The 14,197-nt window shown below is 66.5% G+C and carries 15 protein-coding genes; 8 read left to right on the top strand and 7 right to left on the bottom strand.

Annotated elements, in window-relative coordinates; all coding sequences use genetic code 11:
* Window positions 1–6 precede the first annotated feature (6 nt).
* Window positions 7–1,731: a T6SS phospholipase effector Tle1-like catalytic domain-containing protein gene (locus PQB87_RS33610; protein WP_153490305.1), complete on the top strand. Its 1,725-nt coding sequence runs from the start codon at window positions 7–9 to the stop codon at window positions 1,729–1,731.
* A 63-nt stretch (window positions 1,732–1,794) separates the two neighbouring features.
* On the opposite strand, the gene PQB87_RS33605 is transcribed toward PQB87_RS33610, so the two are convergent.
* Complete coding sequence (locus PQB87_RS33605; protein WP_021157577.1) at window positions 1,795–2,415, bottom strand: LysE/ArgO family amino acid transporter; 621 nt, start codon at window positions 2,413–2,415, stop codon at window positions 1,795–1,797.
* Window positions 2,416–2,525: 110 nt separating this feature from the next.
* Here PQB87_RS33605 and PQB87_RS33600 point away from each other — a divergent pair, with 110 nt between their 5' ends.
* The gene (locus PQB87_RS33600) at window positions 2,526–3,419 is read left to right on the top strand and encodes a LysR family transcriptional regulator ArgP (protein ID WP_039344521.1); all 894 of its coding nucleotides are present in this window, start codon (window positions 2,526–2,528) and stop codon (window positions 3,417–3,419) included.
* Between the two features lie 56 nt (window positions 3,420–3,475).
* Here PQB87_RS33600 and fnr read toward each other — a convergent pair whose 3' ends face one another.
* From fnr to PQB87_RS33585, 3 genes are all read right to left on the bottom strand, one after another.
* The gene (gene fnr, locus PQB87_RS33595; RefSeq protein ID WP_059523493.1) at window positions 3,476–4,222 is read right to left on the bottom strand and encodes a fumarate/nitrate reduction transcriptional regulator Fnr; all 747 of its coding nucleotides are present in this window, start codon (window positions 4,220–4,222) and stop codon (window positions 3,476–3,478) included.
* Window positions 4,223–4,325: 103 nt separating this feature from the next.
* Window positions 4,326–4,793 (bottom strand): universal stress protein, encoded by a 468-nt coding sequence (locus tag PQB87_RS33590; RefSeq protein ID WP_059684805.1) that lies wholly within the window; start codon window positions 4,791–4,793, stop codon window positions 4,326–4,328.
* Between the two features lie 583 nt (window positions 4,794–5,376).
* Complete coding sequence (locus tag PQB87_RS33585; RefSeq protein ID WP_059684808.1) at window positions 5,377–5,787, bottom strand: DUF3005 domain-containing protein; 411 nt, start codon at window positions 5,785–5,787, stop codon at window positions 5,377–5,379.
* 278 nt (window positions 5,788–6,065) lie between these two features.
* Between PQB87_RS33585 and PQB87_RS33580 the strand changes: the two genes are divergently transcribed.
* Together PQB87_RS33580 and epsC are read left to right on the top strand one after the other, a co-directional pair.
* Window positions 6,066–6,299 (top strand): hypothetical protein, encoded by a 234-nt coding sequence (locus tag PQB87_RS33580; RefSeq protein WP_011356723.1) that lies wholly within the window; start codon window positions 6,066–6,068, stop codon window positions 6,297–6,299.
* A 137-nt stretch (window positions 6,300–6,436) separates the two neighbouring features.
* Window positions 6,437–7,357, top strand: a complete 921-nt coding sequence (gene epsC, locus PQB87_RS33575; protein WP_021157582.1) for a serine O-acetyltransferase EpsC — start codon at window positions 6,437–6,439, stop codon at window positions 7,355–7,357.
* Window positions 7,358–7,399: 42 nt separating this feature from the next.
* On the opposite strand, the gene PQB87_RS33570 is transcribed toward epsC, so the two are convergent.
* The 3 genes from PQB87_RS33570 to PQB87_RS33560 all read right to left on the bottom strand — a co-directional run bounded on the left by PQB87_RS33570 (window position 7,400) and on the right by PQB87_RS33560 (window position 9,851).
* Window positions 7,400–8,203, bottom strand: coding sequence for an SDR family oxidoreductase (locus PQB87_RS33570; protein ID WP_048021261.1), 804 nt, complete (start codon window positions 8,201–8,203; stop codon window positions 7,400–7,402).
* A complete protein-coding gene (gene folE, locus PQB87_RS33565) occupies window positions 8,203–8,835 on the bottom strand; it encodes a GTP cyclohydrolase I FolE (protein ID WP_021157584.1) in 633 nt (210 codons plus the stop codon). Before folE ends, PQB87_RS33570 begins: the two co-directional genes overlap by 1 nt.
* A gap of 89 nt (window positions 8,836–8,924) precedes the next feature.
* Entirely contained in the window at window positions 8,925–9,851 is a 927-nt protein-coding gene (locus tag PQB87_RS33560) for a LysR family transcriptional regulator (protein WP_059489708.1), read from the bottom strand.
* A gap of 116 nt (window positions 9,852–9,967) precedes the next feature.
* Here PQB87_RS33560 and pobA point away from each other — a divergent pair, with 116 nt between their 5' ends.
* The 4 genes from pobA to PQB87_RS33540 all read left to right on the top strand — a co-directional run bounded on the left by pobA (window position 9,968) and on the right by PQB87_RS33540 (window position 14,184).
* A complete protein-coding gene (gene pobA / locus PQB87_RS33555) occupies window positions 9,968–11,200 on the top strand; it encodes a 4-hydroxybenzoate 3-monooxygenase (protein ID WP_489243375.1) in 1,233 nt (410 codons plus the stop codon).
* Between the two features lie 150 nt (window positions 11,201–11,350).
* Window positions 11,351–12,067, top strand: coding sequence for a 3-oxoacid CoA-transferase subunit A (locus PQB87_RS33550; RefSeq protein WP_021157587.1), 717 nt, complete (start codon window positions 11,351–11,353; stop codon window positions 12,065–12,067).
* Between the two features lie 13 nt (window positions 12,068–12,080).
* A complete protein-coding gene (locus PQB87_RS33545) occupies window positions 12,081–12,737 on the top strand; it encodes a CoA transferase subunit B (RefSeq protein WP_489243374.1) in 657 nt (218 codons plus the stop codon).
* Window positions 12,738–12,825: 88 nt separating this feature from the next.
* Window positions 12,826–14,184, top strand: a complete 1,359-nt coding sequence (locus PQB87_RS33540; protein WP_111938631.1) for a 3-carboxy-cis,cis-muconate cycloisomerase — start codon at window positions 12,826–12,828, stop codon at window positions 14,182–14,184.
* Window positions 14,185–14,197: the final 13 nt, after the last annotated feature.

Below are 14,197 nucleotides of genomic sequence, written 5' to 3'. Positions count from 1 at the left end.
ACTGCCGTGAGCAATCCCCCCATTGTCAGACGCATCTCGGATCTCACCCCCGCCGAGGACGCCATCCGCAGTGCCCAGCGAGAAATTCTCGATCCGCTGCGGATCGAGCAATGCAAGGAGTGTCCGAAGCCCGTGTGGTTCACGGCATTCTTCGACGGAACGGGCAACAACTTCGACCTGGACGGCCGTGGTCTGAAGGATGTCAAGCTGACCAAGTACAGCAATATCGCGAAGCTCTGGCGGTTTGCGCATGCTGAAGACAACGCGTTCCCCCGGACTGTTGCACGCTATGTCGAAGGTGTCGGCACGCCGTGCGACAAAGTAGGAGATACCGGAAAGGGTCTCGACAACGCACTCGGCATGGCTGCCGCGAGAAAAGGCGAGTTGCGCATCCGATGGATGCTCAACGAACTCGACAAGCATGTCACCGGCCACATGCCCGCTGTGAGCCAGATCAACCTGGCCGTATTCGGTTTCTCGCGGGGCGCGACGGAAGCGCGTGCCTTCGTTCGCATGCTGACCGAGCAACTCGCCGAGAATATCGGCGGGAGGCTTTGGTGGAACAAGAAGAACATGAAGGGGCATCGCCCCGAAGTGGTCGTTTATTTCCTTGGAATTCTTGATACGGTTTCGTCAACGGGCTTCGGCGGCAGCCGCGTCGAGGCTGCGGGACCGGCCATCGCTACCATTTTTTTCGGACCGCTCGCCGGCGGTTACCTCTACTACATCGACAAAGGCGGTCACGCGGAATGGGCGAACGATATTCGCATTCCGGGCTACGTGCGGCAATGTGTTCACTATGTGGCATCGCAGGAGGTGCGGGAAAAATTCCCCGGTGACTCGGTGCGGGAAGACCAGAAGATTCCCGCGAACTGCCGCGAGGTGTACTACCCTGGCATGCACTCGGACGTGGGCGGTGGTTACGAGCACAACTACCAGGAAGGTCGAACCAACGAGTTGGCCAACGTCGCGCTGAACAATCTCTATATCGAAGCATGGAAGGCCGGCGTCCCGTTTCGTTCACCAAAGGAACTGCTTGCGGACGCTGGGCAACAGTTCGAGATTTCCAGGGAGCTGGAGGCCGCATGGAATGTCTACATGGGCCAGGGGGGCAGCAAAAGTGCGGGCGCGGCGCCGAACAGCGACAGGCTCGAGGCGCAGGTCATCTGGCACATGAACCGCTATTATCAGTGGCGCGCCAGCAGAAGCCGACGCCTGAAGGACGGCCGTCTGAAGCCACCCGGTGGCGTGGACGATCATATGGCCATTACCGATCGCGAGTGGAATGAAGATACGGATCGCTTGCGTCATGCAAACGGCGGATACCTGACTGTCTCTGTTTCGGAACAGGAAAAAGCCATCGACGCGGCCGTCCGGGTTGCCGGCAACTGGCTGGGTAGCCTCGATCCAGCGACGCGCGCGACGTTCGACAAGTTCTTCGACCACTATGTGCACGATTCGATTGCAGGTTTCAAGAAGCAGATGGAAGACGGCTACGTCGGCGCTGCGGAATTGAGCCGCTGGACGGTCAACCGCCAGTACTTCATGGGCAAGCGCGGCAAGAAGTTCCTGTACTGGCGCTACGAGGGCGACAAGGCCGAGCAGGCCGCCACGCAACTCGCCAAGGCCGATCCGGCCAAGCAGCAGGATCCGATGGCCGCCGACGAACCCCAACTGGCCGGCAACCCGCCCATCGGCGGCACGCTGCCCGACACGACATCGACGGCCTGACGCCGATCGCGACCGGCTGACCTCACGTCGCGGCAGACCGCATCTGCCGCGACCCTCCTTTCCCTACCGCAACTGCACGGCCGCGAGAAACAGCACCATGCTGCCGATCGCGCCGTCCAGCACGCGCCACGCAACGGCCTTGCGGAACCACGGCGCCAGCAATCGTGCCCCGTAGCCGAGCCCGAGGAACCACACGACGCTGACCGACATCGCGCCGATCGCGAACGCGAGCCGCGCGCCTTCCGGTTCACGCGCGCCGGCCGTGCCGATCAGCAGGAACGTGTCGAGATACACGTGCGGGTTGAGCCACGTGAACGCGAGCGTCATCAGCACGATCGCAAGCCCGCTCTGCGGCGGCGGGGCGACCGCATCGCCGCGCACGTCGAGCGTTTCGTGGCCCGGCTTGAACGCGCGGCGCAGCGCGTTGATGCCGAACCACGCGAGATAGGCGAGGCCCACATACAGCACCGCATGGACGAAGGTCGGATAGCGTTCGACGAGCGCCGATGCGCCGCCGACGCCTGCGCCGATCAGGATCATGTCGGACAGTGCGCACAGCAGCACGATCTTGCCGACATGCGAGCGCATGATGCCCTGCCGCAGCACGAATGCGTTCTGCGCGCCGATGGTGACGATGAGCGACCCGCAGAGTGCGGCGCCGTGGGAAAAAGCGAGCCAGTTCATGATGGATGACAGCAGGAGAAGCAGTAGACGGATGAATCGGGTAGCGCTAGTCTGCGGTCAGCATGAAAATAAGAGAAGCTAAATCACCTAATGCAGATTAAGGAAATCTAATGCTCGACTACGCGTTGCTCGATGCCCTCGCGGCGGTGATCCGGCACGGTTCGTTCGAGCGTGCGGCCAAGGAGCTGAATGTCACGCCGTCGGCCGTGTCGCAGCGCGTGAAATTGCTGGAGGAGCGGGTCGGCAGCGTGCTCGTCAAGCGCGGGCAGCCGTGCGTCGCGACGACGTCGGGTGCGCTGCTGTGCCGTCACACCGAGCGTGTGCAACTGCTCGAGGCCGAGCTGGGCGGACGGATGCCGGCACTGCCGGGCCAGATCGCGAGCGCGTGGCCGACGTTGCGCGTGGCCGTCAACGACGACAGCGTCGCGACGTGGTTCATCGACGCGGTCGGGCCGTTCTGCACGGAGCGCGAAACGTTGCTCGATCTCGTGATCGACGATCAGGATTACACGGCTTCGCGTATTCGCGACGGCAGCGTGCAGGGCGCCGTGACCGCGCAGGCCGAACCGATCCAGGGGTGCCGGTCGGAGCGGCTCGGGCGGATCCGCTATCGCGCGGTATGCTCGCCGGCGTTTTACGAACGCTACTTCGGCGCGGGCATTACCCGCGATGCGCTGCGTCGCGCGCCGTGTGTGATGTTCAATCCGAAGGACGGGCTGCAGGCGCGTTTCATCCGGCGCGTGACGCGCGCGGATCTCGATCCGCCGCAGCACTGGATACCGCACGTCGCGGGCTATCTGCGCGCATGCGAGACGGGATTGGGATGGGGGATGTGTCCGGACCGGATGGTCGATCGCCAGCTGGCGGCGGGTGAACTGGTCGACATGTCGCGCGGGCGAACGATCGATATCGACCTTTACTGGCAGAGCTGGCGTTTGTCGATCGGCTGGCTCGACGATTTCAGCGCGGCGCTGAAGGCGCGCGCCGCGCTGTTCCTCGATTGACCGATCGCGTGACGCGGGCGGCGCGGCGCGCGAGATGCGCGCCGTGCGGCATCACGTCAGACGTGGTGCAGGCCGTCGAAATCGACGATCTGGACGTGGCGGCCCTGCATTTCGATCAGGCCGCGCTTCTGGAATTTCGACAGCGTGCGGCTGACCGTTTCGAGCGTCATGCCGAGGTAGCTGCCGATGTCTTCGCGCGTCATCCGCAGGTTGAATTCCGACGGCGAGTAGCCGCGCTTCAGGTAACGCGACGATACGTCGAGCAGGAACGCGGCGACGCGCTCTTCGGCATTCAGCGAGCCGAGCAGCATCGTTTGCGACGTTTCGCGCACGATCTGTTCGCTCATCAGCTTGTGCATGCGCAACTGCATCGAACCGGCTTCCGAGCACAATGCCTTGAGCGCGCTGTACGGAATCACGCAGACGGAGCTGTCTTCCAGCGCGACCGCGGTGCGCGGATGCGTGTCGTCGCAGATGCCGTCGAGGCCGAGCGCTTCGCCGGCGAGATGCAGGCCGGTGACCTGCTCGCGGCCATCGTGGCGCGTCGCGACGGTTTTCAGCGAACCCGAGCGCACCGCGTACAGGTTGTCGAATGCGTCGCCTTCGCGGAACAGCGCTTCGCCGCGCTTGACGGGGCGCGCCGCGCAGATGACCGATTCGAGGCGACTGAGCGCTTCGGGCGCCAGCCCCTGCGGCATGCACAGGTGCCGCATCGCGCACGTCGAGCAGTGGGCGGCCTGGCGAGGCGCCCAGCTACCGGCATGAGGCGTGGCGGCGGGACGTGTGGCGACGGGCGTCAGCATGATCGTTTACTCCGGCGTTGAATCGACGGAATCATTGTCCCACCGCAACTTGCCGCTGTCGGGTGACAAAACGTCGCGACCGGCCGCGTATGCCGAACGCCGTTCACGCGGCCGGCTCGTCGACGTTGGCGGCCGCCGGGATCAGCAGCACGGGCAGCGTCGCGTGGCGCACGCATTGCTCGGCGATGCTGCCGAGCACGAGACGGCGGAACCCGCGGCGGCCGTGCGTGCCGAGCACCAGCAGATCGGCGCCGAACGCTTTCGCGCCGTCCAGGATCAGCGACGATACGTCGTTGAGCGACGTCGCTTCGCTCCGCCGCGTCTCGCCCTTCACGCCCGCTGCCTGCATCAGCGCCGTGAAATCCTTCGCGAGCGCGTCGCCCTGCGCGACGAGCTGGTCGCGCAGCACGGACGGATCGTAGCCGGGTACGTTGTAGTAGATCGCGGCGTTCTCGACGACGTAGAACGGTTGCAGCTCGGCGCCGTGCGATTTCGCGAGCGCCAGCGCCGCATCGAACGCATGGCGGGACGTGTCGCTGCCGTCGACGGCAACCAGAATACGCTTGTACATAGTGTCTCCGAGTGGCGGGTTGAAACGAAGTCGGCCGGATGGCCGATCGGGCTGGGCGATGCGAGATGCTGCGAGGCAGGGTAAACCAATGGCCGGGACTTTGCAGCGAGGTGCCGGTCGTGCCGCGCGGCGGTGCCGCCTCCGATTTTGCGGCGCACGCCATGCACAGGGTGCATGCAGTGACGTGCGGGACGTGTCGTGCGGCGTGGCCGCCGCCGTCGTCCGCATCGTCGGTGGAAACGCATGCGCGGGCAGCGTTGTCGCGCGCGGCACATGCGCATGCACGTGCATTGCCGCGCGCGCCGATCGAAGCGACACCGCGCGACGGTCACGCGGATGCATCGCCCGCATCGCCATTCAATCGCAATCGCGCCGTTTCGACATGACCTCGATCAACGCATCTGCATCGGTGCGATTCACGGCGTGCATGAGACCGCCGGCGCCGTCGCGCGGAATCGTTCGCTCCTGCATCGCGCGGTTGCCGGCCCACGGTCGGCGCACTGTCGCGTGCGCCGATCCTCGGCCATCGGCTGTCGGCCGATACCGGTTGGCAAACGAACGATCGATTCAAACGCCGCGCCGGCTATCTCGGGACGGCGGTCAGCTCGAATACGCGCTCCGGCCGCCGCTGGTGGCCGGGCCAGTACGTGCTGCCGTACATCCGGTGGACGGGGCCGAACGGCGCATCGCTCATCGCCGGCGGCGCGTCGAAGCCTTTCTCGATCACCATGTATCCGGCACGCAGCGCGAACGCCGGATGGTTGCCGCCGGGGCGGCTGTCGAACCCGGCGAAGCCGTCGCCGGCTTCCGGCATCGCATTGACGAGCGACGCGTTGCTGCGCGTGATCTGGTCGGGCGAGATCGGCCCGCCGCCGGCGAGACGCGACGCCTCGCGGTTCTTGCCGTCGGTGTCGACCGTGCTGTCGTGCGTGTCGTCGTTGTCGAGCTCGATGCTGCGTGGGCGCAAGCGCTCGGTTTGACCGGATGATTCCATCGCGGCTCTCCTCGCGGCGAAGCGTTCCGGATCGAAGCAAATCCCGTTCCGGGCATGACGGGAAAAGGCGCGCGGGCGATCGCCGCGGTCGCGCGACGCGCACTGATTTGTCGTGATTTATTTCAGCTAGAAGACGCGTTTTCTACAGAGTATGATTCTTTTCCTGCGAAGCGGCGACAGGGGATTGAGTCGCGCCGCCTCTGCCCGCGCCGGGGCGCCGCAGCACCCTTAAAGACGGGCAGTGAACAACAAAGCAAGGGACTAGAGGTGGCGGATTCATGCAAGCGACTACTGCCTTCACGCACCGCGGTTATCTGTTGAACTGCGCGCCCGCGCGTGCCAGCGACGGTTCGTTCAAGCCCTACGTCGTGATCTCCCGATCGAGCGACGGGGAGCTCGTCGCGAACCGCTTTTTCCCGATCGAGCTCCAGTTCAACGACGAAGGCGACGCCATCGCGCACGCGCGCGACTGGGCCGTGCGATGGATCGACGCCAGCAGCATCACGATCTGACGTCGCCGCGATTCGGTGCCCTCGGCCGTCCGGCCGATCCCCGGCGTGCCGCTGGCGGGCACAAAACGCGGTAATCTTGCGGAACCCGTCACTTTATTAGCGGCCGTGCGACCGAGCGCGGCCGCCTGCATTGATATATGTCGACATCACCCGCCCGTCAGTGGGGCCTGGAAGAAATCGTCGCCGGCTTGCGTGAGTCGCGCGAGGAACTCCATCGCACGCGCCATCCGCGCGGCATCCGCGAACTGCCGTCACGCGATGCGATCTGCAAGATTGTGACCGGCCTGCGCGCGTCGATGTTTCCGACGCACTACGGCGCCCCGGACCTGACCGACGAAAGCGTCGATTTTTACGTCGGCCACACGCTCGAAAGCACGCTGCGCATCCTGTCCGAACAGATTCGCCGCGCGCTGCCGTTCCTGCCCGAGCATGCCGATACGCCGTTCGCCGAGCTCGACGAACGCGCGTTCGAGATCGCGCGCGAATTCGGCCGGCAGTTGCCGGCGGTCCGCGCGCTGCTCGTCAGCGATATCCAGGCCGCCTATGCGGGCGATCCGGCCGCGCAGCACATCACCGAGATCCTGCTGTGCTACCCCGGCGTGCTGGCGATGATGCACCACCGGCTCGCACACGCGCTGCACCAGCTTGGCGTACCGCTGCTTGCGCGATTCATCAATGAAATCGCCCACTCGGCCACCGGCATCGACATCCACCCGGGTGCGCAGATCGGCCCGAGCTTCTTCATCGACCACGGCACGGGTGTCGTGATCGGCGAGACGGCGATCATCGGCGAGCGCGTGCGCGTGTACCAGGCCGTCACGCTCGGCGCGAAAAGCTTCCCGGCCGATGGCGACGGTGCGCTGGTCAAGGGCAACGCACGGCACCCGATCGTCGAGGACGACGTGGTGATCTACGCGGGCGCGACGATTCTCGGCCGCGTGACGATCGGGCGCGGTTCGGTGATCGGCGGCAATGTGTGGCTCACGCACAGCGTGCCGCCCGGCACGAGCGTCGCGCAGGGCAAGGTTCGCGAAGGCGGGAGCACCGAGAAGCCGTAACGCGGCGCGCGGGCGCCGGGCGCCCGCCGCCGCGCGCGTCGGTCAGTGCTTGCTGTCGGGCGCGCGGTGCTTGTACAGCACGTCCTGGTCGACGCGGATCAGGTTCTGCCCCGCATCGACGACGAAATCCACGCCGTTGTACGCGTTGCCCGTCAGCATCAGGATCGCGCTCGCGACGTCGTCGGGGCCCGCGATGCGCGCGAGCGGCGTCGATGCGCGGCTCGCGTGTTCGAAGTCGGCCGGCGTCTGGTCGTCGCTCGGCAGCATCAGCCCGGGGAACACCGCGTTCACGCGCAGCACCGGCGCGGACGACAGCGCGAGCATCTGCGTGAGGTTGCCGAGCGCGGCCTTCGCGACCGTATAGCTGAAATGGTCGCGGTGAAAGTTTTCCTTGATCTTCTGGTCGACCACGTTCACGACGACACCCTGCGTGCCGGCCGCGCGGGCCCGTTCGTAGAACGCGCGCGTGAGCAGGATCGGCGCGCGGCAGTTGACGGCCCACGCCTGGTCGAACGCCGCGAGGTCGAAGCTCGGGAAATGGTCCTGCCAGAATACCGACGCGTTGTTGACGAGCACGTCGAGGCGCCCGAAGCGCGCATACACCTGGTCGATCAGCGCGGTGATCTGTTCGGCATCCGACAGGTCGGCCTGCAACGCAACCGAATCGTGCCCGCGTTCGGCGATCGCGCGGGCCGCGGCCTGCGCCGCATCGGCCGAACGGTCGTAGTGCACCGCGGTGCGATAGCCGTGCGCGGCGAAATACTCGGCGAACGCGCGCCCGGCCCGGCGCGCGGCGCCGGTCACGAGCACGACGGGCGCGTGCGCCGTTTGCTTCGTCGACTCCATTACGTATTCGTCAGGTTGACTGAAGAAGGATTCGCGACGATCGACAGGAATTCGCGCCGCGTCGACGGATCGGTGCGGAACGTGCCGAGCATGCGCGACGTCACCATCTCGACGCCCGGCTTGTGCACGCCGCGCGTCGAGATGCACTGGTGCGCGGCTTCGAGGATCACGCCGACGCCCTTCGGCTGCAGCACGTCGAACAGCGTGTCGGCGATCTGCACGGTCATCTTTTCCTGGATCTGCAGGCGCTTCGCGAACGCGTCGACGAGGCGCGCGAGTTTCGAGATGCCGACCACGCGATGGTTCGGCAGATACGCGACGTGCGCGCGGCCGATGATCGGCACCATGTGGTGCTCGCAGTAGCTCTCGAAGCGGATGTCCTTCAGCACGATCATTTCGTCGTAGCCGTCGACTTCGCTGAACGTGCGCGCGAGGATGTCGCGCGGCTCCAGCGCGTAACCGGCGAAGAACTGCTCGTAGGCGCGCACGACGCGCGCGGGCGTGTCGATCAGGCCTTCGCGTGCGGGATCGTCGCCGGCCCAGCGCAACAGCACGCGAACGGCGTCTTCCGCTTCTTCACGGCTCGGACGGGATGCGGCCGGCTCGGGCCGCGCGGACTTCTTTTTAGCCATCTATCTGCTCCATCGAATGCCGCCGCCGGGGCGGCGCGGAATCCGGGCATTGTTTCATGCTTTCGCAGGTCGCGTGCGCGGCCTGTCGCTCACTTCGGCCACTCGTCCTGCTCGTCGTTGAACAGCGACGCGACCACGCCGCGCAGCCACGCGGTGCGCGGATCGTTGTGGTACTTGCGATGCCAGTGCTGCTTCAGGTCGAAGCGCGGCAGGGCGAGCGGCGGCTCGACGGGCACGATGAACGCGTGCTCGGCTGCATACGCATAGCCGATCGCATGCGGCACCGTCGCGATCAGGTCGGTGCGGCTCAGGATGAACGGCAGGCTCATGAAATGCGGCGTCTCGAGCACCGCGCGGCGCTGCATGCGCTGCTTCGCGAGATATTTCTCGAGGACCTCCTGGCTGCGCCCTTCGGCACGCACCACCGCGTGCCCGCAGGTGAGGAACTGTTCGACCGTGAACGGCGGCGCCTGTTCGAACGGGTGGCCGCGCCGCATCAGGCAGACGAACCGGTGCGTGAACAACCGCTGCTGGAAGAAGTTGTTGCCGTCGAGATCGGGGAAGTAGCCGACCGCGAGATCGATCGACCCGGCTTCGAGGCCGCGACCGACTTCGTCGTGCGCGAGCGAGACCGAGCGCAGGTTCGCGTGCGGTGCACGCATCGCGAACGCCTGCAGCAGCTTCGGCAGGAACACGATCTCGCCCACGTCCGACAGCGCGATCGAGAACGTATGCGTGCTCGCGGCCGGGTCGAAGTCGTGCGGCGCGACGAGGCCGCGCTCGATCTGCGCGAGCGCGTCGCGGGCGGCCGGCAGCAGCGCGAGCGCGCGCGGCGTCGGTTCCATCCCGCGCGACGTGCGCACGAACAGCGGATCGCCGAAGTACTCGCGCAGCCGGCCGAGCGCCGTGCTCACGCGCGGCTGGCTTACGCCGAGCAGGTCGCCGGCACGGCTCACGTTGCGCGTGTCGTCGAGCGCGACGAGGTAGGGAATGAGGTTCAGATCGAGCGCTTCCATCGCCAGGCCAGTATCTTGAAAACGTATACAACATATCTCCTGAATCGCGTTGCCGCATAGTCGGGAAAGCGCTCAAATGTGTTCGACGATTCGAATTAATGTTCAGGAGACGAACAATGCGCACCCAGGTCGCCATCATCGGCGCCGGCCCGTCCGGCCTTTTGCTTTCCCATCTGCTGCGCCTGCAAGGCGTCGATTCCATCCTCGTCGAAGCGCGTTCGCGCGAATACTGCGAGAACCGCATCCGCGCCGGCGTGCTGGAGCAGGGCACGGTCGATACGCTGAACGACGCCGGCCTCGGCGACCGGATGCGCCGCGAGGGGCTCGAGCATCACGGCATCGAGCTGCTGTTCTCCGGGCAGCGCCATCGCATCGACCTGTCCGAATTGACCGGCGGGCGCGCGATCACCGTCTACAGCCAGCATGAAGTCGTGCGCGACCTGATCGCGGCGGGCGTCGAACATGGCCACCAGATGCATTTCGAAGTCAGCGACGTCGCGCTGCACGACGTCGAAGGCGAACACCCGTTCGTCACGTTCAAGCATGCCGACGGCCGCGAAGACCGCATCGACTGCGACTACATCGCCGGCTGCGACGGCTTCCACGGCATCGCGCGCCAGACGATCCCGGCCGAGCGGCTGAACACGTTTGAACGCGTGTATCCGTTCGCATGGCTCGGCATCCTCGCCGACGCGGCGCCGTCGCTCGACGAGCTCGTCTACGCGCATCACGACAACGGTTTCGCCCTCTTCTCGATGCGCTCGCCGACGGTCACGCGCCTGTACCTGCAGTGCAAGCCCGACGAGGACCTCACCGAATGGTCCGATGCGCGGATCTGGGACGAACTGCACACGCGCTTCTCGAACGACACGGGCTGGACGCCGACCGAGGGCCGGATCACGCAGAAAAGCGTGACGCCGATGCGCAGCTTCGTGTCGGAGACGATGCAGCACGGGCGCATCTTCCTCGCCGGCGACGCCGCGCACATCGTGCCGCCGACCGGCGCGAAGGGGATGAACCTCGCGGTGGCGGACGTTCGCGCGCTGTCCCGCGCGCTCGGCGCGCGCTACCGCAACGGCGACGCGACGCTGCTCGACACGTATTCGGCGACCTGCCTCGAACGCGTGTGGCGGGCCGAGCACTTCTCGTACTTCATGACGAACATGCTGCACTCGTCGCCGGAGGATTCGCCGTTCGTCAATCGCCTGAAGTTTGCCGAGCTGAAATACGTGACGCGCTCGCGGGCCGCCGCGCAGTCGCTCGCCGAAAACTACGTCGGGCTGCCGTTCGACGACGCGACGGCCCCCGAGGGAACCCGCCTTGACAACGCGCTGTGCGCGACTCTATGATCGGCCCATCGTTCGCTAATCGAATCTAGGTTCGATTAGCGAACAAATACCGGGATCGAGATCGGCCCCGGCGCGACACGCGGCACGCGGCACGCGCGTGTCCCCTCGACAGGCCGCGCATCGAGCCGCGGGTTCGTATCAGGAAGAGACATGGTCAACAAGATTTTCGAATCGCTTCAGTCGGCAGTGGCCGACATCCACGACGGCGCGACAATCATGATCGGCGGCTTCGGCACGGCCGGCATGCCGTCCGAGCTGATCGACGCGCTGATCGAGCAGGGCGCGCGCGACCTGACGATCGTCAACAACAACGCGGGCAACGGCGAGACGGGCCTCGCGGCGCTGCTGAAGGCGAAGCAGGTGCGCAAGATCATCTGCTCGTTCCCGCGCCAGAGCGATTCGCAGGTGTTCGACGGGTTGTACCGCGCCGGCGAGATCGAGCTGGAACTCGTGCCGCAGGGCAACCTCGCGGAGCGTATCCGCGCGGCGGGCGCCGGCATCGGCGGCTTCTTCACGCCGACGGGTTACGGCACCAAGCTCGCGGAAGGCAAGGAAACGCGCGTGATCGACGGCAAGCCGTATGTGTTCGAGACGCCGATCCACGCCGATTTCGCGCTCGTGAAGGCGTACAAGGGCGATCGCTGGGGCAATCTCGTATATCGCAAGACCGCGCGCAACTTCGGGCCGATCATGGCCAGCGCCGCGAAGGTCGCGATCGTGCAGGTGTCGGAAGTCGTGCCGCTCGGCGCGCTGAACCCGGAACACATCGTGACGCCGGGCATTTTCGTCCAGCGCGTCGTCGAGGTGCCGCAGGCCGCGCATGCGGCCGAGCTGGCTGCCGAACATGCTGCATCGCAAGCCGCTTGAGGGAGATATTCAGATGAAACGACTGACCCGCGATGAAATGGCCAAGCGCGTCGCCCAGGACATCCCCGAAGGCGCGTACGTGAACCTCGGCATCGGCGTGCCGACGCTGGTGGCGAACCACCTCGACCCGACCAAGGAGATCTTCCTGCACAGCGAGAACGGCCTGCTCGGCATGGGCCCCGCGCCCGCGCCCGGCGAGGAAGACGACGAACTGATCAACGCCGGCAAGCAGCACGTGACGCTGCTCACCGGCGGCGCGTATTTCCACCATTCGGATTCGTTCGCGATGATGCGCGGCGGCCACCTCGATTACTGCGTGCTCGGCGCGTTCCAGGTATCGGCGAACGGCGACCTCGCGAACTGGCATACGGGCGCACCCGATGCGATTCCGGCGGTCGGCGGCGCGATGGACCTCGCGATCGGCGCGAAGCAGGTGTTCGTGATGATGGAGCACCTGACGAAGCAGGGCGAGAGCAAGATCGTCGCGCAGTGCTCGTATCCGGTCACCGGCGTGCAATGCGTGAGCCGTATCTATACGGATCTCGCCGTGCTCGACGTGACGGCCGACGGGCTGGCCGTGAGCGAGATCTTCACCGACCTGTCGTTCGACGAACTGCAGAAGCTGACCGGCGTGCCGCTGATCGACGCGACGCAAAAGGCGGCTGCCTGAACCGCAGGCGTGCCGGCGCGTGCGCTTGCGCGCATGCCGGCACGCTTGGGTGGACAATAGGCGCACGCCGTTTCCCCAATCTGATGCCATGCTCGAAGACAGCGCCCGCCTGACCTCCCTCATCTGCGGCACCGAGCCGCTCAACCGGATCTGGTCGCCCCGCGCGACGATCCAGCGGATGCTCGACGTCGAGGCCGCGCTCACGCGCGCGCTCGCCGCGCAGCAGGTGATTCCCGCCGCCGCGGTCGCGCCGATCGAGCGCGCGTGCGACGCAAGCCGGCTCGACGCCGACGCGCTCGTGCACGGCGCGGCGCTCGGCGGCAATCTCGCGATTCCGCTCGTCAAGCAGCTCACCGCGCAGGTGAAGGCCGACGACCCCGAGGCCGCGAAGTTCGTGCACTGGGGCGCGACGAGCCAGGACATCATCGATACCGCCACCGTGCTGCAGCTGCGCGACACGCTCGACGTGCTCGAGCCGATGCTCGACGAAGCGTGCGCGTCGCTCGCGGCGCTCGCGCGCACGCATCGCGCGACGCCGATGATCGGCCGCACGTGGCTGCAGCAGGCGCTGCCGATCACGCTTGGCCTGAAATTCGCGCAATGGCTCGACGCGCTGCTGCGCCATCGCGCGCGTTTCGCCGAATTGCGCGAACGCGCGCTCGTGCTGCAGTTCGGCGGCGCGGCCGGCACGCTCGCGAGCCTGCGCGAGCACGCGGCCGGCGTCACGGCCGCGCTGGCGGCGGACCTGAAGCTCGCCGCACCGGCCGTGCCGTGGCACACGCAGCGCGACCGCATCGCGGAAGCCGCGTCCTGCTTCGGGATGCTGACGGGTACGCTCGGCAAGATCGCGCGCGACGTGTCGCTGCAGATGCAGACCGAAGTCGGCGAGCTTGGCGAACCGGCCGCCGCCGGCAAGGGCGGCTCGTCGACGATGCCGCACAAGCGCAACCCGGTCGGTTGCGCGGCGGTGCTCACCGCCGCGGTGCGCGCACCGAACCTCGTCGCGACGGTGTTTGCGGGCATGGTTCAGGAACATGAACGTGCGCTCGGCGGCTGGCAGGCCGAATGGGACGCGCTGCCCGATCTCGCGCGCCTGACCGGCGGCGCGCTTGCGCAGATCGCCCAGATCGTCGCGGGCCTCGACGTGAACACCGAGCGCCTTGCCGCGAACCTCGACCTGACGCGCGGGCTGATTCTCGGCGAAGCGGTGATGCTCGCGCTCGGCGACAAGATCGGCCGGCTCGACGCGCATCACGTCGTCGAGCATGCGTCGAAGGAAGCCGTGCGCACGGGCTCGACGCTGTTCGATGTGCTCGCCGCCGATGCGACCGTGTCGGCGCACCTGTCGCGCGACGCGCTCGCGCGGCTGCTTGATCCCGCTCATTACGTCGGCGAGGCGCAGGCCTGCGTCGACGCCGTGCTCGCGCTGCACGCGGGCACGCAATAACCAGGAGAACCTC

It is taken from the genome of Burkholderia sp. KL41 (genome assembly GCF_057005415.2).
This window is presented reverse-complemented; position numbering and strand designations above follow the sequence as displayed.

Coding starts and splice junctions, on each gene's coding strand:
- PQB87_RS33605 (WP_021157577.1), bottom strand. CDS start 2,415: ATGAACTGGCTCGCTTTTTCCCACGGCGCCGCACTCTGCGGGTCGCTC.
- PQB87_RS33600 (WP_039344521.1), top strand. CDS start 2,526: ATGCTCGACTACGCGTTGCTCGATGCCCTCGCGGCGGTGATCCGGCAC.
- fnr (WP_059523493.1), bottom strand. CDS start 4,222: ATGCTGACGCCCGTCGCCACACGTCCCGCCGCCACGCCTCATGCCGGT.
- PQB87_RS33590 (WP_059684805.1), bottom strand. CDS start 4,793: ATGTACAAGCGTATTCTGGTTGCCGTCGACGGCAGCGACACGTCCCGC.
- PQB87_RS33585 (WP_059684808.1), bottom strand. CDS start 5,787: ATGGAATCATCCGGTCAAACCGAGCGCTTGCGCCCACGCAGCATCGAG.
- PQB87_RS33580 (WP_011356723.1), top strand. CDS start 6,066: ATGCAAGCGACTACTGCCTTCACGCACCGCGGTTATCTGTTGAACTGC.
- epsC (WP_021157582.1), top strand. CDS start 6,437: ATGTCGACATCACCCGCCCGTCAGTGGGGCCTGGAAGAAATCGTCGCC.
- PQB87_RS33570 (WP_048021261.1), bottom strand. CDS start 8,203: ATGGAGTCGACGAAGCAAACGGCGCACGCGCCCGTCGTGCTCGTGACC.
- folE (WP_021157584.1), bottom strand. CDS start 8,835: ATGGCTAAAAAGAAGTCCGCGCGGCCCGAGCCGGCCGCATCCCGTCCG.
- PQB87_RS33560 (WP_059489708.1), bottom strand. CDS start 9,851: ATGGAAGCGCTCGATCTGAACCTCATTCCCTACCTCGTCGCGCTCGAC.
- pobA (WP_489243375.1), top strand. CDS start 9,968: ATGCGCACCCAGGTCGCCATCATCGGCGCCGGCCCGTCCGGCCTTTTG.
- PQB87_RS33550 (WP_021157587.1), top strand. CDS start 11,351: ATGGTCAACAAGATTTTCGAATCGCTTCAGTCGGCAGTGGCCGACATC.
- PQB87_RS33545 (WP_489243374.1), top strand. CDS start 12,081: ATGAAACGACTGACCCGCGATGAAATGGCCAAGCGCGTCGCCCAGGAC.
- PQB87_RS33540 (WP_111938631.1), top strand. CDS start 12,826: ATGCTCGAAGACAGCGCCCGCCTGACCTCCCTCATCTGCGGCACCGAG.